The organism is Bernardetia sp. MNP-M8, from assembly GCF_037126285.1.
GTDB lineage: Bacteria > Bacteroidota > Bacteroidia > Cytophagales > Bernardetiaceae > Bernardetia.
This window is the reverse complement of sequence record NZ_CP147012.1, coordinates 1,185,463-1,208,941: the sequence shown is the minus strand read 5'-3', so window position 1 is coordinate 1,208,941 and position 23,479 is coordinate 1,185,463. Positions and strand designations below refer to the sequence as shown.

General features: G+C 30.6%; 20 protein-coding genes. 13 read left to right on the top strand and 7 right to left on the bottom strand.

Features of this window, described 5'->3' with window-relative positions; genetic code table 11:
- Window positions 1-112 precede the first annotated feature (112 nt).
- Both V9L04_RS05050 and V9L04_RS05045 read left to right on the top strand, forming a co-directional pair.
- A complete protein-coding gene (locus tag V9L04_RS05050) occupies window positions 113-1,351 on the top strand; it encodes an HD domain-containing protein (protein WP_338792992.1) in 1,239 nt (412 codons plus the stop codon).
- 42 nt (window positions 1,352-1,393) lie between these two features.
- Window positions 1,394-2,176 (top strand): hypothetical protein, encoded by a 783-nt coding sequence (locus V9L04_RS05045; RefSeq protein WP_338792991.1) that lies wholly within the window; start codon window positions 1,394-1,396, stop codon window positions 2,174-2,176.
- 3 nt (window positions 2,177-2,179) lie between these two features.
- Here V9L04_RS05045 and V9L04_RS05040 read toward each other — a convergent pair whose 3' ends face one another.
- Window positions 2,180-2,953, bottom strand: coding sequence for an SDR family oxidoreductase (locus tag V9L04_RS05040; protein WP_338792990.1), 774 nt, complete (start codon window positions 2,951-2,953; stop codon window positions 2,180-2,182).
- Window positions 2,954-3,021: 68 nt separating this feature from the next.
- A complete protein-coding gene (locus V9L04_RS05035) occupies window positions 3,022-3,561 on the bottom strand; it encodes a transcriptional regulator (protein WP_338792989.1) in 540 nt (179 codons plus the stop codon).
- Between the two features lie 237 nt (window positions 3,562-3,798).
- Between V9L04_RS05035 and V9L04_RS05030 the strand changes: the two genes are divergently transcribed.
- The 3 genes from V9L04_RS05030 to V9L04_RS05020 all read left to right on the top strand — a co-directional run bounded on the left by V9L04_RS05030 (window position 3,799) and on the right by V9L04_RS05020 (window position 6,085).
- On the top strand, window positions 3,799-4,734 hold the full coding sequence (locus tag V9L04_RS05030; RefSeq protein ID WP_338792988.1) for a bifunctional riboflavin kinase/FAD synthetase: 936 nt from the start codon (window positions 3,799-3,801) through the stop codon (window positions 4,732-4,734).
- A 73-nt stretch (window positions 4,735-4,807) separates the two neighbouring features.
- A complete protein-coding gene (locus V9L04_RS05025) occupies window positions 4,808-5,929 on the top strand; it encodes a serine hydrolase domain-containing protein (protein ID WP_338792987.1) in 1,122 nt (373 codons plus the stop codon).
- Between the two features lie 9 nt (window positions 5,930-5,938).
- Window positions 5,939-6,085 (top strand): riboflavin kinase, encoded by a 147-nt coding sequence (locus tag V9L04_RS05020; protein WP_338794185.1) that lies wholly within the window; start codon window positions 5,939-5,941, stop codon window positions 6,083-6,085.
- A 49-nt stretch (window positions 6,086-6,134) separates the two neighbouring features.
- Here V9L04_RS05020 and V9L04_RS05015 read toward each other — a convergent pair whose 3' ends face one another.
- The 5 genes from V9L04_RS05015 to V9L04_RS04995 all read right to left on the bottom strand — a co-directional run bounded on the left by V9L04_RS05015 (window position 6,135) and on the right by V9L04_RS04995 (window position 13,699).
- Entirely contained in the window at window positions 6,135-6,335 is a 201-nt protein-coding gene (locus tag V9L04_RS05015) for a hypothetical protein (RefSeq protein WP_338792986.1), read from the bottom strand.
- 4 nt (window positions 6,336-6,339) lie between these two features.
- Window positions 6,340-7,170 carry a class I SAM-dependent methyltransferase gene (locus V9L04_RS05010; RefSeq protein WP_338792985.1) on the bottom strand — a complete coding sequence of 277 codons (831 nt, stop codon included), beginning with the start codon at window positions 7,168-7,170 and terminating at the stop codon, window positions 6,340-6,342.
- Window positions 7,171-7,555: 385 nt separating this feature from the next.
- On the bottom strand, window positions 7,556-9,679 hold the full coding sequence (locus tag V9L04_RS05005) for an OmpA family protein (protein ID WP_338792984.1): 2,124 nt from the start codon (window positions 9,677-9,679) through the stop codon (window positions 7,556-7,558).
- Between the two features lie 78 nt (window positions 9,680-9,757).
- On the bottom strand, window positions 9,758-10,267 hold the full coding sequence (locus V9L04_RS05000; protein ID WP_338792983.1) for an META domain-containing protein: 510 nt from the start codon (window positions 10,265-10,267) through the stop codon (window positions 9,758-9,760).
- Between the two features lie 1,440 nt (window positions 10,268-11,707).
- Window positions 11,708-13,699, bottom strand: a complete 1,992-nt coding sequence (locus V9L04_RS04995) for a DUF885 domain-containing protein (RefSeq protein ID WP_338792982.1) — start codon at window positions 13,697-13,699, stop codon at window positions 11,708-11,710.
- Between V9L04_RS04995 and V9L04_RS04990 the strand changes: the two genes are divergently transcribed.
- The 8 genes from V9L04_RS04990 to V9L04_RS04955 all read left to right on the top strand — a co-directional run bounded on the left by V9L04_RS04990 (window position 13,673) and on the right by V9L04_RS04955 (window position 23,459).
- Window positions 13,673-14,467 carry a YjjG family noncanonical pyrimidine nucleotidase gene (locus tag V9L04_RS04990; protein ID WP_338792981.1) on the top strand — a complete coding sequence of 265 codons (795 nt, stop codon included), beginning with the start codon at window positions 13,673-13,675 and terminating at the stop codon, window positions 14,465-14,467. The two genes, V9L04_RS04995 and V9L04_RS04990, sit on opposite strands and share 27 nt — an antisense overlap.
- A 75-nt stretch (window positions 14,468-14,542) precedes the next feature.
- Window positions 14,543-15,703, top strand: a complete 1,161-nt coding sequence (locus V9L04_RS04985; RefSeq protein WP_338792980.1) for a glycosyltransferase — start codon at window positions 14,543-14,545, stop codon at window positions 15,701-15,703.
- 184 nt (window positions 15,704-15,887) lie between these two features.
- Window positions 15,888-17,066 carry a type I restriction enzyme HsdR N-terminal domain-containing protein gene (locus V9L04_RS04980; RefSeq protein WP_338792979.1) on the top strand — a complete coding sequence of 393 codons (1,179 nt, stop codon included), beginning with the start codon at window positions 15,888-15,890 and terminating at the stop codon, window positions 17,064-17,066.
- A gap of 85 nt (window positions 17,067-17,151) precedes the next feature.
- Window positions 17,152-18,027, top strand: a complete 876-nt coding sequence (locus V9L04_RS04975; RefSeq protein ID WP_338792978.1) for an alpha/beta hydrolase — start codon at window positions 17,152-17,154, stop codon at window positions 18,025-18,027.
- A 14-nt stretch (window positions 18,028-18,041) separates the two neighbouring features.
- Window positions 18,042-18,764 (top strand): response regulator transcription factor, encoded by a 723-nt coding sequence (locus V9L04_RS04970; protein WP_338792977.1) that lies wholly within the window; start codon window positions 18,042-18,044, stop codon window positions 18,762-18,764.
- A 122-nt stretch (window positions 18,765-18,886) separates the two neighbouring features.
- Window positions 18,887-20,839: a T9SS type A sorting domain-containing protein gene (locus tag V9L04_RS04965; protein ID WP_338792976.1), complete on the top strand. Its 1,953-nt coding sequence runs from the start codon at window positions 18,887-18,889 to the stop codon at window positions 20,837-20,839.
- A gap of 107 nt (window positions 20,840-20,946) precedes the next feature.
- On the top strand, window positions 20,947-22,914 hold the full coding sequence (locus V9L04_RS04960; RefSeq protein ID WP_338792975.1) for a T9SS type A sorting domain-containing protein: 1,968 nt from the start codon (window positions 20,947-20,949) through the stop codon (window positions 22,912-22,914).
- A 122-nt stretch (window positions 22,915-23,036) separates the two neighbouring features.
- Window positions 23,037-23,459: a VOC family protein gene (locus tag V9L04_RS04955; protein ID WP_338792974.1), complete on the top strand. Its 423-nt coding sequence runs from the start codon at window positions 23,037-23,039 to the stop codon at window positions 23,457-23,459.
- Window positions 23,460-23,479: the final 20 nt, after the last annotated feature.

Below are 23,479 nucleotides of genomic sequence, written 5' to 3'. Positions count from 1 at the left end.
ATCCTCGTTGACGGCTTCATTTGAACTTCAACGACAGTTTATTTTGCTATATTTCCAACCGTCAACAAGGCGTTGACCTCGTTGAGAATAAAAAACAAAAATTTATTCCTTTATGAGCGATTATCCACAACAAAGAAAAATCATTAACGATCCTGTTCATGGTTTTATTCGAATTCCTACAAAACTAATTCTGAAACTTATCAATCATCCTTATTTTCAACGTTTGAGAAGAATAAAGCAGTTAGGACTTACAGAATTTGTTTATCCAGGGGCATTGCATACTCGTTTTCATCATGCTTTGGGCGCAATGAATTTGATGCGAATGGCTTTGGATACATTGCGATTAAAGGAGCATAAAATTTCTCATAAAGAATACGAATCGGCTTTGATTGCTATTTTGCTGCACGATATTGGTCATGGTGCTTTTTCTCATGCGCTAGAATGTACGATTTTGAAAGATTGTCATCATGAAGAATTATCACTTTTGCTCATGGAAAAATTAGATGAAGAATTTAATGGACAACTCAAAACAGCAATAGAAATTTTTAAAGGAAATTATCATCGTCCATTTTTTCATCAGCTTGTTTCTGGACAGTTAGATGTAGATAGAATGGACTATTTGCAGCGAGATTGTTTTTTTACAGGCGTTTCGGAAGGAACAATTGGAGGAGAACGAATTATCAGAATGCTTAATCTGAGTGATGACAAATTAGTTGTAGAAGAAAAAGGTGTTTATAGCATCGAACATTTTTTGAATGCTCGTAGAATGATGTATTGGCAGGTTTATTTACACAAAACAACTGTTTCGACGGAACAAATGCTCATTCAAACCATTCGAAGAGCTAGATTTTTGGTGCAAAATGATACAAAATTATTTGCTACTCCTTCACTTTCTTTTTTCTTAGAAAATGAAATTACTTTAAATCAATTTAAAAATGATAAAAGCGTTTTAGATTATTTTGTTCAATTAGATGATTATGATATTTGGACAAGTATAAAAGTTTGGACAAAAAGTGAGGATAAAATTCTGTCTTCTCTTAGTAATATGTTAGTCAATCGTCGTCTTTTCAAAACGCATTTAACGACAGAAGAATTAGACCAAAATTTTAAACAAGAAATAAAAGAAAAGGTGAAAAAACAGTTTGGAATAAGCGATAAAGAATTGTCTTTTTTAGTCTGTGAAGGAAAGATTAGTAACTCAGCTTACGCACTGGGAACAGGCGAAGAAATTTGTATTTTGAAAAAAAATGGCGAAGTGATAGACATTACAAATGCTTCCGATATTCCTTATTTACAGTCACTTACACAAGCTGTTACTAAAAACTATTTTTGTTATCCTAAGATGAAATAAATTATTTTGTTTATTTTTGATAAAAAAATAAAAAACAAGAAAATGGATTTTATAAATACAAAAATAGAAATTAGTTTATCAGCTATATTAGTAAGTCTAGTAGTTACATTTATTTTAGTTCCTTTCTTCCGTAAAATAGGCGATTGGATGGTAAAAACTTTAAGTCATGTTTCTAAATCTTATAGAAATTTTCTTATAGTAGAAGCTGCTAAAAATATTTATCCTCAAAGTGATAATTTAATAGGTCATATCTTAGTTATTATTTTTTTATCTACTTCAATTAACTTAGTGATGACTGGTTCAGTAATGACATTATTAATGTCATCTATTTTAGAAAATAAAATTAGTTTTGTGGAGCAGAATATTGAAGAAAATCTTGACCATAATAGGAATATACAAAATAGGCTAAGTTATTTGATAAATGACTCTATTGAAAACACTTCATATTTATCAAAGGATTCTTTACTGGTATTAAACTATGAGTCATCTCAAAGAAAGAATCATTTAGATTCAATTTCTAAAAGTCTAATAATAGCCAAAGAAGATATAAGTCAGCACGAAGAGAAACAACTCAATATTTATAAATATACAATATATATCATATGTTTTTTTACTTTCATACTTATTGTTAAATATTCAACCCAAAGGTATATTCAAAAACTTAGAAGTGAGTTTATTAGGAGAACTGACAAGATTGCATTCAATATAACTCAAAAAAAGAGAAATACATTTATATATAAATGGCTTACAATGGAAAATAAGCAAGATTATGACAATCTAATAAACAATATTGAATTAGAAGAAGAGAAAATTTCCAATATGTAAACCCTAAAAAACACTCACACTCATTCCACCATCCATAGTAATATTTTGTCCTGTCAGATAGGAAGATTTATCCATTGCCAAAAATGCAATTACAGAAGCCATTTCTTCTGCATCAGCTATTCTTCCCAAGGGCGTTCTTAAAAGTATATTTTCTAATTTTTCTTTATTTTCAAATACTGCTTCTGTAAGTGGTGTTTTGGTGTACCAAGGCGAAACAGTATTTACACGAATGTTTTCTTTTGCCCACTCAACGGCAAAACTACGTGTTTGTTGATTGATTCCACCTTTTGACATTGCATACGGTAAACCACTATTTACATCCTGACTTCCTGCTACTGAACCCACATTGATAACAGATGCAGTTTGAGATTTTTGGAGTAATGGATATAAAATTCTTGAAACTTCAAAAGGAGCTATCAAATTGATTTCCAGTATTTTACGATATTCTTCTTCGCTATATTCTAAAGCTGATTTTCTGATATTTATTCCTGCATTATTTACCAAAATATCTAGTTTTTGAAAGTTTTTTTCTATCCAATCAGAAATAGTTTTTCGCTCTCTTTTGCTTGTAACATCTGCTTTTAGTCCTTTTACAAACGAGTTTGGAAACTCTTTTTTAAGTTCTTTTTCTAAATTTTGAATTTCATCTTCATTACGAGCCGAAAATAAAACATCTGCACCCAGTTCTAAAAACTCAATAACAGTTGCTTTTCCGATTCCTTTTGAGCCACCTGTAACAAAGGCTTTTTTATTTTTAAGATTCCAAGAGTTTTTCATTTTTAAATAATATTCAATTATAAAGGTAATTTGTATTTAACTAATAATTTATCACTAACAACTAATCGTTATTTCAAGAATCGCTCAACAATCTTAGATTCAGAGGCTTTTATCATTACATCTAATGCTTTTTCGGCACGACTAGCAAATGAATCGATTTGTTCCATCATTTCTTTAAACTCTTCTACTTCTTTATTTTTTTGTTCTAACAGTCCATTTGTTTCTAATTCTTTTTTATCTTTTTCTGAAAGTTCTATATTTTTCACATCTTCCAACATTTTCAAAATAGGCTCTAATTCTCGTTTTCTGCGTTCTCTCATTACTCGTCTTGTAATTTCCCACATATCTTTTTCAGCAGAAAAATATTCTTTTCGTTCTCCTATCTTGACTGTTTTTTCGATAAGTTGCCAGTCTATTAAGGCTCTCAAATTCATATTTGCGCTTCCTTGAGAAACTGATAAAGTATCTATAATTTCTTGTGCGCTAAGAGGCTCAGCAGAAACTAACAAGAGTGCATGAATCTGTGCCATTGTTCGGCTAATCCCCCAACTTGTTCCCAAAACACCCCAAGCTTGAATAAATTTTGCTTTTGCTTCGTCTAATTTCATTCTGTTATCAATTTATTATTTCTGTTCTTAGTGTAATTTTTATAGTCTAATTTATTATAAAAGTACAAAATTTCAACTCAAATTTCAATCTCATTTGAAAGTCTGTAAAAGTAGTAGACTAACGAAAAAATACGTATTTTAGTTATTGCTTTGGATTTTTAGTTTTTTATTCGTAATTGAATACTTTATCTTTGCTTTTATTTCCAAATTTCTACTAATAAATCTGTTTCTTCCTAGATGAAAATTTACCGTAAGGTTTCAGAGTTTCCCGAACTTCAACATACAATCCTGACAAGTGGAACGTTTGACGGCGTACATTTAGGACATCAAAAAATTATTCAGCGTGTTGTCGACCTCAAAAAACGCACTCCAAATGCTCAAACTGTGGTTCTGACCTATCACCCTCATCCTCGTTTGGTTCTTTTCCCAGACCAAAAAGACTTAAAGTTACTGACTTCATTAGAAGAAAAAATCATTTTGTTAGAAGATTTAGGAATTGACCATTTGTGTGTAATTCCGTTTACTAAAAAGTTTGCAGAAACTTCTTCTGAAAATTTCATCAAACGAATTATTCAAAAAAAGCTACAAACTCGTCAATTTGTGATTGGTTACGACCATCGTTTTGGGAAAAATAGAGAAGGAGGATTTGATTACTTGAAAGAAAATGAAGATAGATTTGGATTTAAAGTAGAAGAAATTCCAAGACAAGACATTGAAGACAATGCAATCAGTAGTACAAGAATTAGAAAAGCTCTTTTTGATGGAGATATACAAACAGCAAACGAACTTTTGGGCTATGAATTTTCAATTACTGGAAAAGTAGTAAAAGGAAAGCAAATTGGAAGAACAATCGGCTATCCAACAGCAAATCTAAAGCTGACCGACAAACACAAACTTATTCCAAAACAGGGAATTTATGCCGTCCGAATTTATCATAAATATGAATATTATGGTGGAATGCTAAGTATTGGTGTTCGTCCGACGATAGGAAAAAATCTTAAACAAACCATTGAAGTAAATATTTTTGATTTTGATAAAGATATTTATGATAAAGATTTGACTTTGCAGTTTGTGAAATATTTGCGTCCAGAAGAAAAATATAGTTCTTTAGATGAGCTAAAAGCACAACTTGCTAAGGATAAAGAGGAGAGTTTGGAGGTTTTGAAGGTTTAGGTGAAATTTAATTGTTTGCAACCATAACTACAAAAAAGGCATCTCACTAACAATCACTTAAACACATTCTCAAATGAAACTCAAAATCACTTTATTTCTAATTATTATCTTACTTTCCAATTGTAAGAGTTCAGGAAAAATAACATCTAATTCCTCTGTTGATTCAGTTCAAATCTCTATGGATAGACATGCAAGTTCTTTGATTGATGACCCCAAAATTAGTTCTGCATCAATTGGAATATGCAAAGATGGTAAAAAATATACAGGACATTATGGAGAGTTAGATAAAGGTAAAGCTAATAAACCTACAGATAAAACTATCTATGAAATTGCTTCAGTAAGCAAAACTTTTACTGGTATTTTGGTAGCAAATGCAGTTGTTGAAGAAAAAATAAACCTAGAAGATGATATAAGAAAATATTTAAAAGAAGACTTTCCAAATTTTGAGTACGATGGAAAACCTATAAAAATTAAACATCTACTAACACATACGAGTGGAATGTCAAAATTTTTACCTGAAAGTATAAATGCCCTATTCTCTGACTTTAATGAAAGTTTACCATTTAAAGTTTATGAGATTCAAAAAAATTATAGTAAAAATGACTTTTTCTTAGATTTACATAAAATTAAATTAGATACTATTCCTGGCTCAACATACGAATACTCTAATGTTGATACAGAACTTATGGCAAAAATACTAGAAAATGTTTATAATAAATCATTTAATGAAATAGTAAAAGAATATTTTAGCAGTAAAGCTAATATGAAAAATACACAAATTAATCTTTCAGATGAGCAAAAAGTTTATTTAGCTAATGGTTATGGAATGACAGGAAAACTTGTACCTCATGAAGTTGTCTTGTTTGGTGCTGATGGGGGAGTGAAAACAACAATGCCTGATTTGGTAAACTATATGGAACTCCAATTAGATACTTCTAATAGTATTGTTTTAGAAGCACATACTGTTCTTTATAAAAATGGAAATAGACAAATAGCTTATTATTTACCTATTCGAAATAGTGAAGAACACGCAACCTACTTTAGTATGCATGGAGGAGCTTTTGGAAGTCAAAATTGGTTATTTATTTTACCAAAATATGATTTAGGAATTTCTGTAATTACAAATCAAAGTGACCTTGAAACAGCAGATAAATTAATGAAAGTAGTTGAAGGATTGATTGAGGATTTGAAATAGTTTTAAAACATTTTTGATACAGCTATTTGTGATAAAAATCTGACATTGCAGTTTGTGAAATATTTGCGTCCAGAAGAAAAATATAGTTCTTTAGATGAGCTAAAAGCACAACTAGCTAGAGATAAAGAGGAGAGTTTGGAGGTTTTGAAGGTTTAAATATGTTGTTGGTGTAATTGTATCAAAAACGCCAACAACAATTAACAATTTATTTTTTAGCTCTTTTTTTAATTACTTTGTAATTACATATACCGTTTGTAACATATTGGATTTTGTGTTCTTTAAGGAGAATACTAATTATTCTTCTTGTAGTTTCTTCATCAAAACCAAGCTGCTCTCCAATATCGATTTCGTTATGATATCGATTATTTATTTTTAAGGCGTTGTAATATTTTTGTTTATCATTCATATTATTAAGTTTTAAGTTTTTGTGCAGCAATCATTATATGAGGACTAATAGACAATAAATTAGAGTCGTTTTGAGTAAGTTCTAGTAACTCTAATAACGTCTGCCTTTTTTTGGAATTTAACATATTAGCAAAATAATTTTTATCCAACCAAATAATACCCTCAACGGCATACATATTTAAACATATAAGTTCTTGATTTTCAAATTCTTCTTTTAACTGTTTTGGTGTGTGATAATATGCTTCTGCTAAAAGCCAAGGAAAATTATAAGGAGGGTTATGAATACCTTTTGTTATTTCTTCTTTGCACATTTCAAAAAAGGATTGTTTGTGAATTAATCCCTGTAAAAGCCCTACTAAAGTTGATGCTGTATAATTGATTGCAAATCCTAAAATAATACCATTCGGTTTTACTACTCTTTTTGCTTCTAAAATAGCTTTTTCTCGTTCTTCTTGATTTTGAAGATGGTAAAGAGGACCGTGTAATAACACTATATCAGCAAAATTAGTTGGAAAATCTAAACTTTGAGCTTTACCTAGATGAACAGAATATTTATTTTTCAATTTATTTGCTCTACTTATAGCTATTTTTACGTGCTTTCGAACAGGCTCTACCAAATGTACTATGTGTGTTTTTTGTGAAAGCCATTCAGCATATTTACCTGTTCCCCCTCCGATATCTAGTATTACAGATGACGATAAAGGAAGGTATTTCGTAATTAAAGTTTTTACTCGTTCAAATTCGAATACTCCCATTCCTTTTTCAAGTCTAGTTTCTTCAGATGCCTTTTCATAAAATAATTCTATATCTCTATTTATGAGTTGTTTGCTATTCATTTTTTTATATTTAACTTCTATTTTCGTCGAAAAATCAGACAAAACATAAAAGGAATTAATTTGTAAATTAATTTTTATAAAAATACAGACATGATTATCTAATTGCACTAATTTGTGGATTTGTAGTGCATTACTTATGTGGATTGAATAAGTATAGTTAGCCTTTTAAGACCTAGATAATATGTTAGATGTAGTTGAACAGACTGCAAAGATAGAAATTAATTTGTGATTTATTTTGCTTGCAATGTTATTTTTTTTTGAAACTAAAATCACTTCCTCAAAATGTGCAAATACTACATAGTTGCATTGGCTTTATGTTCTCTATTGTGGTCTCTGTCGTCTTTGAAACGTTGGTATTCTATATAAATAAAAAACTTTGAAAAGTTTAATAACTCAAAATCTTAAATTCTACTCTACGATTCAGTTTTTTACTTTCTTCATCTCGTTTTCTTGTAATTGGATTTGTACTTCCATACGGACGAGTTTCGATGCGTTTTTTATCAATTTTTTTATTAACTAAATAATCTTGAATGGCTTTTACTCGCAGTGCAGAAAGTTTCATATTCATAGTTGGTATTCCTTCAAGGTCTGTATGTCCTTCTACTTCAATAGTTATGGTAGGGTTTTCTAGCATAAATAAAACTAATCGGTCAAGTTCGGGATAAGACTCTGTCAATAATTTATTTGTACCTTGTCTAAAAAAGACATTATTCAAACGAATTTTTTGTCCTACTTCAATAGGAGTAAGATACAAATCTCTTTTTATTTCTTTATATACTTCATTTCCTGTGGCATCAATATTTTCACTTACCGAAACAAAACCTCTTGATTTTGCCAAGAAACCATAATTTGAATTTGGAGGAAGAGCAATTTTATAATTTCCTGTTTGTGGGTCTGCTTGAGCTGTTCCTGCATTTTCTCCTGATGGCAACATCTCATAAAAAATCTCTGCACCAATTGGTTCTTTCGTTTTGGAATTATAAACTGTTCCCGAAATAAGCAAAATAGGATCTGGACGAACTTCTACATGAAGTTTTGCACGATAAATATCCAATTCAGAAGCAGTAGTTTTGTTTGAATGTTTTGAAGATGCAAAATAGGCATATTCTCCACTGGCATCAATGGAATAACCTGCATCCCAACCTGCTGAATTTAAGACATTTCCTAAGTTTAATGGCTCACTCCAATTTGTCCACGTATCATCTAATCTTCTACTTACATACATATCAAAACTTCCATAACCACTTCTGCCATCTGAAGCAAAATAAAGTGTTTTGTTATCTGATGAAAGTGTAGGAGTAATTTCAGAAGCTGCCGAATTGAGCATAGAACCCATATTTTTTGGAACAGACCACGAATTATCTTTTTGTAGAAAGCTAACATACAAATCTCTTGAGCCAAAAGTGTCTTCTCTACGTATTGCCATAATCAAAACTTTTCGGTTTGGCGAAAGACAAATCTCTGCGTATTTATCAGTATTATAAAAATCTTTTATTTTTAAAGGCTCAGGATATGACCACGAACCATCAATCGTTTTATAAGAAATTGATGCGCCTTGTTCCATTTTTCCAGAAGGCAAATAAGCATTGGCAAGCAAAATAACATTTCCATCAGGTGTTACCGAGCAAACATAATTATGCTGATTGTTATTGACAGGTTCACTTAATCGCTGTGCTTCACTCCACACCGTATCTGAAATATGACGAGAAAACCAAACATCATCATTTTCTTTTCCTGCTGAGATAGAAGGTGTATTTTGTGGATGATCTTTTCTATCAAAAAAAAGTGTTTTTCCATCAGGAGAAATAATAGGCAAAATTTCACTATATGGAGAGTTTACAGTTCTTGGAAGACGTTCTGTTTCGTTAAAAGGAATATCTTTTGTAATATTTATTTCTGCTTTTATAGGAATATCACTTTCAGAAATTCCAATCGCATCAATATTATTCCAACCTCCAACATCAATTGTATTGAGTTTAATTTTTACAGATTTTACTTTGTAAGTAGTCTTTTGTTTTAGATAAATGTTGAGTAACTGTCCTTGTATAGGAGCTGGCTGAGTTCGCTGATTTTTATAAACTAAATGTCCTTTATCTTGCAAATCATAAAGAATAATTGCTGAAATTGCACCTGCACCAAAACTCTCGGCAATGGCAATTTGCTTTACAAAAATAGCTTTTTCAAAACCTACTTTTATCCATTCATCCTGACGAGCTTCTGGACGAGCTGGTGACCAAGCACACGGACTTTGCCAAATAGCAGGAAGAACATTAGGCTTGCCCAAAATTTGTTTTGCTGTGTTTTGAGTAGGATTATTTTCATCGAAATATTCAGAAGAAAAATCAATTACTTCGCTTGCCCAAAGAACATTTGTATTCGTTTGTGCCTTTGATAGAGAAGGTAAAAAAAAGATTCCAAAAAAAAAGATAAACAAAGAAAAGCTGACTTTTCTTGAATAAGAAAAAAAATCAGCTAAAAAAATATCTAAAAAGTAAAGTGTTGATTGCATAGCACAAATATAGGCAAAGAATAGAGATAGAGAATAGAAATAAAAAGGTTAAAAATTATTTCCTTTTTTCTATTTTGATTAATCCCAATCTTGAGCCACAAATTTCATTCTTTTTCCGTCTTCCGAAGAAAGAGTTAAAAATTGACCTTCTAATTGGTAAGTTGTCATGTTAGAAATATTTTTTCCAAAGCTGGCTTCTAACTCCATATTTTCCTGACATGCCATTTTGGTCATTCCTGCTTGTGAAAAAGTTATATTGTTCTTATTTTCATTTTGTGCACTTGTAGAGACTGTGAAAAAAATACTATTACAACCCATAAAGGCATTTCCTTGGGCAATTCTTTTACCATCCAAGTCAGTCGTGATTTCTTTTAGTTTTGTAAGGTCTACTTTAGCTTTAGCTTTTATAAAGTCTTCTTTTGAAAAATTATTTCCATCATTTAGATTCATATCTGTCATCATCCAAACTCTAGCTAATTTTTGGTTGTCAGTAAGATTTGATGTTTTCTTATTGCTTTTACAGCTTGAAAATAAAATAGAAGTTGAAAAAATTAGGATAACAGATAAAAAAATTGATTTGATAAACATTGTTTGATTTAGTTTTAATGAAAAATAGTACTATTACTCATAAACTGATTTTTTCTACAGAATGTTTTTTACAAAAAAATAATCCCTACTATTTATGAAATAGTAAGGATTATTCTATATAAGATGCTTTCATAACAAATGAACAAATTTTAATAAAAATACAATAAATAAAACTGACTTTGTTCGCTGTTTTTTTGTCCTAAATTGATTCTAACTCAAACTATCAATACATAAATAACTATTAGTCAAATAAAATTGATTTGGTAGGTTAGACAGGATAAAATACAACTAGATAAATTTCATTTTATCTGACAAGTAAGCGAGAATGACGAATTATCGTGAAATAGATTTTGTAAAGGATACGAAAACAAATTTTACTTGTTTACTATATTAAATCAATGATACATTATCTGATTTCCTGTGTGCTTACTTTATTAGTTGAGACCTGAATTTAGAGCAAGAGAAATACATCTCAAGTTGAAATTAACAAATAAGTTGAGCAAATTTTCGGGGCTCTAAAGGTGAAACATAAGTAAAGATACAAATGAAGTTATTACTATCAATAAATTGAGTAAATAATAACAGATTGAAATGTTTTTTGAAAATAAACTGTCTATCTTTTTTTTAATGTATGCTAAAACAAGAATCACAAATTACTAGACTTCAAAATTAAAACTAATGTGGTCGCTTTGATATGAAAGGTTAAAAGCAAAGTATTTGGCTTTCATTACTCTCCAAAGGAAATAATTGCATACTATAATATGCTGCATTATTATTTTGAACGTTTCATAAGAGTTTTGTTATCGTTTTATATGTTTTCTTATTCATATAAAATTAGAAACAGAAAATTATTTTTAAAAGATTCTTAAAAGAATTTATGAAGAGTTATTTAAGCTATTCATAACTATATATACTTAGATTTTACCTAAGTCTTTTTACTACTAATTTTCTAACAAAACATCAAGTTATTCTATTTTTGCACAGATAAACTTTTTCTAAAAAACAAATCTGAATATTTTTTATACCATATAATTTTAATTGAAATTAAAAATACGAATAAAAATGAAGTAGGTTTTCTAAAACTAAAAAATCCCGATTGAATGATTTATATTAGAAAGAACTACATAAACTGAGAGTTACAATAATTTACTTTATATGTGTAGCAAAATTGTTTTGTACTATTACCTTTTCAAACAAATTTGAAGGTCTCAAAAGTAATACTACTTTAATTTAGATGAGATGAAACTTATCAACAATTTAGTAAGAGTTTCTAAAATAGATTAACGATTTTAATATATTTATTAGAAACAAATCTTAAAAGTAAATGATTTGATATTCTTTAAAAATCACCGTTTGTGTTTTTTAATTCTGTAACTTGATACAATATAGAAATTAAATTTTGATAATGCAAGTTTTTATGAAGTTTTTTTAAAATATTTATTAAGACTTTCCCTTTTCCTCTTCTTTAGCTTCTTCTTGTTTCATTTCTGCTTCTCTGATGAGTTTCTTTTTTTCAGTAACAAAATGTTCTACCTGCTTTTTCAAAACAGGAAGAGGAATATGTCCATTTTTTAATAAAATTTCATGAAACTCTTTAAGGTTAAAATTTTCTTCTAAGGCATCTTCTGTATACTCTCTTAAGTTATTGAAGTATATTTTCCCTATTTTATAAATGGTAGCTTGTGCAGGGCGAACTACTATTTTATCAACTTCATCTCTCATGTCTTCTCTAGGAAGTCCTGTATTTGCTACCAAAAAATCAATCGCTTCTTCTCTAGTCCATTGCTTTAGATGGATTCCCGTATCCACTACCAAAAGCGAAGTAATAAAAAGTTCATTCTGAATTTTTCCAATCTTGACATATAAGTCATCGTAGTAATTAATAGAATTCCTATTCTGTTCGGTCAGTAAATCAGCAAAATATCCCTCCCATCCTTCATAATAGACATCAAACTGCAAAACTTTTCTAAAAGTAGGTATGTCTGTAAGTTGTTGTTCGTACCAAGATTGTATATAACGTCCTCCTGCTTTTTCATATACCCAAACTGGAATCTTATTTTGAGGAATAGTTTCAGCATTTTTTAGATTAATATATAAGGCTGGGCGTGTTTTATCGTGTCCTCCATGAAACTCCAATAAAGGCGCACTATTTTCTAAAGGTAAAGGCACACGTACTAATTTAAGTGGGTCTTTGGGTTGATGCAAGAAGAAATTATCAAAAGCCTCAAAAGCAGAATCTGAGTAGTGCTGATAAGTGGCTAAATAATTTTTATCATTATTACCAATATTGAAATCAGTAGGCAAACGATTATTTATTTTAGCTAAATTTTTTGAAATAGAATCTTTTTGTGGGAAATTTAAGGAATCAAAAATACCTGTTAGTTCTTCTTTTAAATCACTAATTTCTCCTAATCCTCTAAAATGGTATTCTTCTGCCGACTCTTCTTGTGAAATATGAGCATGAACCATCAGCATTGTATTATAATACATGATTGCTGTTGCGCTATCATAGCCCAATTTCCAAACTCCAGCATCATTATTTGATAATTCAATTTCTTCTTCTAAATAATTTAATAGTTTTTGATAAGCAGGAAAAACATCATCTTCTATTATTTCTTTTGCTTCTACTTGTAGTTCATGTTTTGCAAGGGGCAAAATTCGGTCTGAATACTCTACTTTACGAGAAAAATCTCTATACAATACATTATATTCTACATTTCTAGCAATAAAATCTTTTGTTTCTTCGATTACACGCTCTAATATAAAGCGAGGAGGAATTACATTTGATTCTTTTCTTGATTGTAAAAGCTGAATAAGTTGGTCAAATTTATCATCAAATTTTGATAAACGTTCTAAATAGTCTTCTGCATCTCCAAGCGTTTCAATTTGATGTACCTCCATCATAAAACGAGGTAGCTCCACTTGAATGCCTGTAATATGATTTACAGGATATTCGTACTGACGGAAAGCATTTCTATAAATTTCTAATTCTAAATACCAGTCTAATATTTCAGTGGATAATAGTTCTTCTTCGTTTTGTTGGGAACGTTTGTAAGTTCTGAGCATTTCAAAATTGCGAACAATACTTTCTTCATAACGCCTATCACGTTCCTCATCAGAAATATCTGTCAAGAGGCTATTGTAATAAGTTATTCCATAATTGTCTAAAAGATGCAGACGACTCATAAGCTCTGGGTCATCTTGTCCATATTCTATAAACATGCGCTCATAAAATAGCTCAACACTAAAAGGTTTAAACCAAATTAGGTTACAGACCCAAATACTAAAAATAATAAATGAAAAAACAAACAGACGTAAAATAACTTTTCCTATTTTTAGTTGTTCTAGGTAAGAAATTGTTTTATGACTTACATGAATCCATAACCTTCGCCACGCAAATTTAGTATGAACCACATCACCTCTACTCGCCATATTGAGCGTAGTATTTCTGCTGGGAATATTATGTTGAATATCTTCTTTGATCTCGACCATACATTATGGGATTTTGAGCAAAATTCTAAACAAACTTTATTTAGTTTGTATCAAAAGTATGAATTATCTGATAAAATTATTAATAATGAAAAAATAAGTTTTGACGATTTTTTGAAAGCCTTCCAAACTACGACTAAATTTCTTTGGAAACAACATCATGAAGGCTTGGTAGACAAAGTAAAGATAAGACAACGTCGTTTTACACATATCTTTGAAGAGCTACATAAAATGAAAAAGAAAGAAGAACTATTTGATAGGAATCTATACACTAATCTTTTGGAAGAATTAGAAAACGAATATCAATATAATTGCCCTCGTCAGACCAATCTTTTACCTTTTGTTTTAGAAATGCTTACTTATTTGCAATCTAAAGGTTATCAACTTCATATCCTTACCAATGGTTTTGAGGAAAGCCAAAAACTAAAATTAGAACATTCAGGTATTTTGCATTTTTTTAAGAATATTGTTACATCAGATTGTACAGGATTTACCAAACCTAATCCTATTATTTTCAATCATGCACTCGCTATCTCTAACGCTACACCTCAAAACTCTATTATGATTGGAGATAGTTTTGACGCTGATATTTTGGGCGCACGCTCTTTAGGAATGAAAACTATTTTTTATAATCCATTAAAAAAAACACCTCAACATTCTGTCGCTAGTTATGATATTGCTTGTTGGAGAGAAATTGAAGGTATTTTGTAAAAGGATAAGGCAAGAGTTTTTTAATTATCATTCTCCCTCTATTCTAAAGTGACAACCCATAACTTATAATTTCAAATGAAAAAAATAAGTATTTTAATAGCTCTACGAAATGAAGAAAGAATAATTTTGTCTTGTTTAGAGAATTTAAAAAGGGCTATAAACGAGTTTTACCAAGGTGAAAAGAATAAAAATAATTTTGAAATAGAAATTCTACTTGGAGATGATAATTCTGATGATAAAAGCGCAGAAATTATAAATGAATTTATTAAGAAAAATCAGAATACAAATTATACCTATTTCAAAATTGATAAAGTATTAAATAAAATAAATCAAAATAATCTGAAAGGCAAAGTAAATGTTATTCATCAATTAATTAATCAATCAGAAGGAGAAACGCTTATTTTGCTTGATGCTGATATTCTTGTAAACCAAAATTGGCTGCAAGAATTAATAAAAAAATACTATCAAAAAGAGAGTATAAAAATGGTAATGGGAACGACAATTCCCAAGATTAATCAAGAATCATTTTTTACTAATTTTCAAACAATAGATTGGATTTTCGGACAGGGAGTTTTAGCTATTTTCTCAAAGTTAGGTTTTCCACAAACAGCAATGGGAAATAATCTTGCATTTGATAAAAAAATCTATCAAGAACTAGGAGGCTACGAAAACATTCAATTTTCAGTAACCGAAGATGTAGCTCTTTTTAAAGCCTTTCAAAATTATATAAATGGTTGTTGGTGGAGACAACAGCAAAAAAAACAAAATTGTCAGACACTTCAGAGTGTCAGACAAGTAAGCAATCCACAAAAAAATAAAAATCAATTTTTCCTTCAACTTTTCAATTCAAAATCTCTAGCTTTTACAGAAGCCGAACTCACTCTAAAAGATTGGATTTTGCAGCATCATCGTTGGTTTTGTGGTGCATGGCAGTTTTCTAATTTTATCAAAAAAGGACTTTTAATTACTTATTTGTTTCGAATTATTTTTTTTATAGGGATAGTAGTAGGAATATTTTTGGGTGGGAATAGTTATTTGATTCTAGCTGTTTTTACTATTTTGGGGATTAATTATTTATTAATTCTTTCATTTTTGGTAAAATTAAAGCTCAAAATTTCTTTGTCTATTTTTTTGCAAGTTTTTCTTTTTTGTCTACTAGAACAATTTTTATATCTCTTAGTAGGAATTCATTTTTTGAAAACTAAAAAAGTAAAATGGAAAGGGAGAGAGTTTTAGGATAAAATTGCTTATAACAAATCACATAATTTGCTTTTTTGCCAAAAAAAATAGCAAAAGATGTCATTTTGATAAATGAAAGTTAGGATTTTTAGTAAAAAAAACGGATTTTTAGTATTAACTTTAGTTTAGCTGTATCCTAGCTCAATTCTATCCAACTTACACATTCAACTCTTTCAATAAATTGGCTACAAATTCTACTTCAAAAAGAAACAATAGAAAATCTGTAAAATCATTAGACCCTTACAAAATGACTGAAATACTCAAACAAGGTGTTTTGGAAGGACTCATTCGTTTCGATGGAACAGGAACAGACCGTTATGTTTTTTATCCTCATCAATCTATGCGCTTACGTTGGGAACCTGAAGAAGAAGTCAGAGCATGGGCATATATAAAATTGGTGACTGAAAAAAAATACTCTCCTAGTAGAATAGCTTTTGAACGCAAAGTAAAGATGGGTTCTAGCTATAGATTTGTGGATATTGTGATTTTTTCAGATAATCAGCATCAAAACGATGAGGTAATTATAGAATGCAAACGTGCAGATGTAGGAAAAAGAGCATTTTTAGAAGCTGTTGAGCAAGGCAAGTCTTATGATAATCAACTCTATGGAAAATATGTTTGGGTTACTTCTCAAAAATTAAATGCGTATTATAAAACCAAACCTGAAAAAAATGGAAGGCAATATATAGAAATCGATAATTTGCCTTCTTTTTCTACTTCTTCAAAGTTTACTGGAGCATTTAACGAAACTTTTTGGACAATAAAACACTCATTAAAAGCATTTTATAAAAACTATATTCTTCCTCAAACCAAAAAACCTTGGCTTTCTGATTTTTTGCTTTTCACCTTTGTATTTGTTTTTATTGGCTTTATGTTAAGTTGGTTTAATGCAAAAGTGCTGACCGCACAAATTGACAATCATACTCGTTGGCTTGTAAAAGAACATATTCATTATGGTCATTTGTATTGGTTTGTGCCTATTCTGACTACTTTAGTGATAATGTGGGGATTCAAACGCAAACTTTTCCCCAAACTGACAGAAAAAAGAACAGCAAGAAATCGTAAGAAAAAAGGTAAAAGTCTACCTTTTGTCTTCCATAATAAAGTTATTTTTGCTACACTTATTGTTGTTATCCCTTCGCTTGTTTTGAGTGAATTTTTATTTGGAACAGATGAATTGTGTCGCACCTGTTGTTCTGAATACTGGTATTGTTGGTGGAGTAGAAAACATTATTATAAAGTAGAAGAGTCATGGCGACTGATGAATTATTTTGTACCTTTTGTGATTGGTGTTCCTCTTCAAGCATTTATGATGGTGATTTTGAACTGGGTTTTTGAGGCTTTTTCTAGGGTAAGATAAGGTTTCATAAATCCTCAACAACGGTTCAGACCTTGTTGACAGTTGAGCAAAAACGAATTTTTTGAATTAATTAAACTTTGAAATAATGAAAAAAAAATATTTTTTATATCTATTTATTTTTGTGATTTTCTTGTCATCTTGTGAAGACACTAATTCTGAAAAAGAAACTACTACCTTTGAACAAGAAAAAGAACTTCAAGATGTTGCTTATGGAGACGACGCACAGCAAAAATACGATATTTATTTGCCCAAACAACGTAGTTCTGCTAAAACCAAAGTAGTTGTTTTAGTACACGGAGGAGCTTGGGTAGAAGGAGATAAGGCTGATATGAATGGAATTTATGATTATCTAAAAACTTTTGCACCTGAATATGCAGTCGTAAATATCAATTATAGACTAGCCAATTTCACTAGAGAACCTTTTCCTATGCAAATTGAGGATATAAAAAGTATAATTGAGGATTTAAAAAATAAAAGTCAAGAATACGGAATTTTGAATCAATATGCCTTTGTGGGAGTAAGTGCAGGAGCGCATTTATCCATGTTGTACAGTTATAAGTATGATAAAGAAAATCAAGTAAAGGTAGTTTGTGATGTAGTAGGGCCTACTGATTTTCTACATTCTTCCTACACGAATAGCCCAAATCCAGAAACTCAACAAATTGCTTTAGCAATACAACTTTTGACAGGAAAAACAGTTGAAAATGATGCTACTTATTTTGAAAATATTAGTCCAAAGTATGCTATTAATTCTCAATCTCCTCCTACTATTATGTTCTATGGTGGTGTAGATACATTAGTTCCTTTTCAACAAGGCGAAGTGTTAAAAGAAACTCTAAGTCAGTTTAATGTTACAAACGAATATTATATTTATCCAGAAGAGGGACATGGATTTAATGAAGCTAATATTTTAGATGCACTTGAAAAATCTACAGCCTTTATTCGTATTCATTTGAAATAAATATTATCTATAAAATGAACATACAAAGTCAAAAAAAAATATTATTTGTAGAAGACGATGCTACATTAGGTTTTGTAGTAAAAGACCACTTGAGTTTAGAAGGCTACCAAATTGAATGGATAAAAGATGGACAAACAGCCTTTGAAATTTTTGTAGAAAATAATTTTGACTTATGTATTTTTGATGTTATGCTTCCAAAACTAGATGGTTTTGAGTTAGCCAAAAAAGTAAGAGCAAAAAATAAAGACATTCCTATTCTTTTTCTGACTGCCAAATCTCTTCAAGAAGACCGTCTGCATGCACTCCGAATTGGTGCTGATGATTACCTTACAAAGCCTTTTAGCATAGAAGAGTTAGTTTTGAAAATAGAAATATTTTTAAGGCGTTCAGTTGGCTCTCAAGCTAATTCTGCTCAAAATTTTATTTCAGAAAATACTACTATAGAATTAGGAAGTTATCTTTTTGATGTGAAAAATTTGTCTTTACTTTCTCCTTCTCAAAAAAAATATACACTTACTTCAAGAGAAAGCGAATTATTAAATCTGTTTTGTCAGAATAAAGAACAAGTTTTGAGAAGAGAATTTATTCTAAACAAACTTTGGGGTGATGATGATTATTTTTTGGGAAGGAGTTTGGATGTTTTTATTTCAAGACTTCGCAAATATTTGAAAGAAGATGATACTATCCAAATAGAGAATATTCCTCGTGTTGGCTTCAAAATAACTCAGCGTAACTGATTGATATTGTGATTGTTTGATTCTTTTTTTAGTAAATTAGTGTTTTTTATGATAAAATTACTCTAAAAATAAAATTTATGATTATTTTTAGCAAAAACATAAATTAAAACACTTAACTACTTATGAGAAACAAGAAATACTTACTTGAATTTTTAATAATTATTTTACTGCCTTGCTTTTTCAATTCAAATATATATGCACAATCAAATACTTGTGCAGGAGCTCCATTGCTTGATGTTTTGCCAAATTGTGCTAATCCTTCGTATTCAATAACTTTTCCAGCATTTACTCCTAGTGGAGAAACTATAAGTTGTGGAGGATTAGATGCAACTAACACAGTGAGAGATGGTTGGTTTTCTTTTCAAGGAAATGGAAATGATGTTACAATTGAAGCAACAACTAATAGAAATTTAGTCTTAGCAGTTTATTCAGGAGCTTGTGGGGCTTTAGTAGAAGAAAATTGTACAAATGCAGGAGGAGGAAATAATCAAACAGAAATATTAACTGTTCCTACCATAAATGGAGATATTTATTTTGTCCGACTCACACGTAGAGGAAATAATCTTGCAGCTACAAATTCAATGGATGGAAATATTTGTCTGTCATCTCCTCCAGCCAACGATGAATGTACAGGAGCTTTTGATTTAAATGTAGGACAGTTTGAATGTACTTTTGGAGAAATAACAAATACAGGAGGTACATATAGTAATACTTTTGGTGGTGACCCTTCATGTACTGCAGCAGGTGCTCAAGATGTTTGGTACAAATTTGTAGCTCCTGCTGGAGGGCAGGTTGTTATTGATACACAAGCAGGCTCTATTACAGACGCTGTAATGGAACTTTATCACGCTCCTGATGGAACTTGTGGCTCACTTGCCTCAGTAGAATGTGATGATGATGGGGGAGCTGGAACAATGCCAAGGATATTAGAATATAATTTAACAGGAGGAGATACATATTATTTACGTGTGTGGGAGTTTGGAGGAGGAGAAGGAACATTGGACATTTGTGTTCAAAATCAATATTCAGACTGTGATGTAAGTTTGCCTTTATGTAGTAGTTCCTCATTTAATACAAATAGTTTTGGCGAAGGTAATACAGATACTAATGTAGGGAATTGTTTCACAGGAAGTGATAATACAGAAAGACAATCTGTATGGGTAAATTTTGAGATACAAACTTCTGGTGATTTGCAATTTATTATTTCTCCACAAGTAGATTCGGATGATTATGATTTTATTTTATATAGAGATGAAGGTTCTTTTTGTACGAATATCAATGCAAATGGTACAGTAATATCTTGTAACTATTCAGATGATGTAAGCCCTGGAGATACAGGAGCAAATGGAGGTAGTTCTAATTCACAAAATGCAGGAGGAACAAATATTAATGCAGATATTCCTGTATTAGCAGGAGAACGTTATTTTCTATTAATCAATAACTTTGAAAATTCTAGTTCAGGATTTGATCTTGATTTTACAGGAACAGCAGGACTAGATTGTGTTGTCTTGCCTTTAGAACTTACCGAATTTAGAGGAGAAAAAGTAAAAGATCAAAATCTATTGCATTGGGCAACAGCTAGAGAATTCAATACCTCTCATTTTGAAATTGAAAGAAGTAATGATGCAATGGATTTTATAAACATTGGAGAGCTAAAATGTGGAAATAAAAAAAATGAAAATCAAATTTATCAGTATTGGGATAAAGAACCACAAATAGGAATCAATTATTATAGACTAAAGCAAGTAGATTTGGATGGCACTTTTACCTATACCAAAACCATTAATGTTGATAATCAAGGAATAATTACAAATTTTGAGATTCATAAAATATATCCAAACCCTGCTCAAAATGCAATTAATCTTGTTTTTGCAGTTCCTGCTTCTAATTCAGAACTTCAAATAGAAATTTTTGATAACAATGGAAAGTCTGTTGTTGCAACTACTGAAAATTATCAAAAGGGAATTCAGAGTTTTAATCAAAATCTATCTTCTTTTGTAAAAGGGTTATATATTGTGAGAATTTCAAATCTTAAAACAGGGCAAGTTTTGACAGAGAAATTCGTTAAAAAGTAATTTTTTTGAAGCTACTAAAAAGTGTAATTTGTTCAGGCATAGTGCAATACCTATTACTAGCTCTACGTTATTTTATATCATGAGGTCGCTTAATTATTAGAAAAAATATGAAAAATAGAAACTACTTATTTTATTACTTAGCAATTACTTTACTGTTTTGCTTTTTCACTACAAATACAAATGCACAGTCTAATACTTGTGCTACTGCTACTTCCATTTCCCCTTCAACTACTTGTGTAGCTATTCCATTTTCTGTTCCTGGAAGTTTCACAAGGGATAATACTGTTGCCAACACATCATGTGTCACTAATGGTAATATTAGAGAAGACGGTTGGGTCTCTTTTGTAGCAAATTCTACTTCGACAACTGTAGCAGCAGCTAGTGCTAGAGACGTTGCCATAGCTGTTTATCAAGGTGGTTGTGGAGGTACACAGATAGCAGGTGCTTGTGCAGATGCTTTCGGTAATGGAGGAACAGAGTCAATGGTGATAACTACTGTAGTAGGAGTAACTTATTTGATAAGAATAATACGTTTTAATGATGGTAGTAGTGGAAATATGACTGGGAATATGTGTGTTTTTGGAGATCCACCACCACCACCACCAGCCAATGACGAATGTACAGGAGCATTTGATTTACCTGTGGGGCAATTTGAGTGTACATTTTCTTCAATCACCAATGTAAATGCTACTTATAGTGGTTTGCCAAATCCTACTTGTGGAGGAGGAACGGGTTCTCAAGATGTGTGGTATAAATTTATTGCTCCTGCTGGAGGTCAAGCTGTTATAAATACACAAGCTGGCTCTATTACAGATAGTGGAATGGAATTGTATCGTTCAACAGATGGAACTTGTGGTACACTTACTTTTGTCGCTTGTGATGACAATAGTGGAACAGGAAATATGTCTCAAATATTAGAATATGGATTAGTAGGTGGAAATACCTATTATTTGAGAGTTTGGAGAAAAAATGGTGGAGAAGGAACAATGAATATTTGTGTTCAAAACCAATATTCAGATTGTGATGTCAGTTTTCCTTTATGTAGCAGTTCTTCTTTTAATACAAATAGTTTTGGTCCTGGTGCAGTAGATAGCAATATTGGAAATTGTTTTACAGGAGGGGTTGACGAAACAGAATTACAATCTATTTGGCTAAATTTTGAGATTCAAACTACTGGAACTCTAGGATTAATAATAGATTCTCAAAATCCAGGAGGAGATGACTATGATTTTAATCTTTTTCGTGCTAATACGTGTGCAGATGTAGTTGGAGGAAATAGTGTGTCTTGTAATGCTAGTTCTAGTACTGGAGCAGGAGGAACAACAGGTATAAGTACAGCAAACGGAGGAACAAATAACTCTCAACCACCTGGTCCAGGAAATCCTTTTAACAGTGATTTGAATGTAATTGCTGGAGAAAGATATTATATTGTAATTAATAACTTTAGTGCCACAGGTATTGGTTTTGACATTGGTTTTTCAGGAACAGCAGGCTTAGATTGTGTTGTCTTACCTTTAGAACTAACCGAATTTGGAGGCGAAAAAGTAAAAGAACAAAACTTATTGCATTGGGCAACAGCTAGAGAGTTTAATACTTCTCATTTTGAAATAGAAAGAAGTAGTGATGCAATGGATTTTATCAAAATTGGAGAATTGAAGTCTGGAAATAAAAAAATGGAAAATCAACTCTATCAGTATTGGGATGCTGAACCACAGATAGGAATAAACTATTATAGATTGAAACAAGTAGATTTGGATGGAACATTTACTTATACCAAAACAATAGCCATTGATAATCAAGGTATAATTACAAGTTTTGAGATTCAAAAGATGTATCCAAATCCTGCTCAAAACTCAATTAATTTTGTTTTTGCAGTTCCTTCTTCTAATTCAGAACTTCAAATAGAAATTTTTGATAGCAATGGAAAGTCTGTTGCTGCAACTACTGAAAGTTATCAAAAAGGAATTCAGAATTTTAATCAAAACCTATCTAACTTTTCGAAAGGATTATATATCTTGAGAGTTTCTAATGTACAGACAGGAGAGGTTTTGACAAAGAAATTTATTAAAAAATAATTTCTAATACTTTAATTCATAATTACTCCTATGGAATGAGAAATAAATAAACTACACAACTTTTTAATTAAAAGTTTAGTTAGTTGTTTGTATTCATTTACCATTAATAATTTACCATTTCTATGCAACCTTTTCATTTAGCTATTCCTGTCATTGATTTAGAAAAATGCCGTCAATTTTATAGAGATGTCTTGGGATGTTCGGAAGGACGAAGTGATACACATTGGGTAGACTTTAATTTTTTTGGTCATCAGCTTGTTATTCATCAAAAACCACAAAGTGAATTTGTAGCAGAAAAAACAGCTTCGAATCCTGTGGATGGACATGATGTTCCTGTTCCTCATTTTGGAGTGGTCTTGGAGTGGGATACTTGGGAAGAACTTTCTGCAAAATTAAAATCTCAAAATATAAAGTTTGTTATTGAACCTTATTTGCGTTTTGAAGGAAAAGTAGGCGAACAAGCAACTATGTTTTTTTTAGATCCAGAAAATAATGCTTTAGAGTTTAAAGCCTTTAAAAATATAGACCAACTCTTTGCAAAGTAATAGGTGAGAGTCTTAACAGT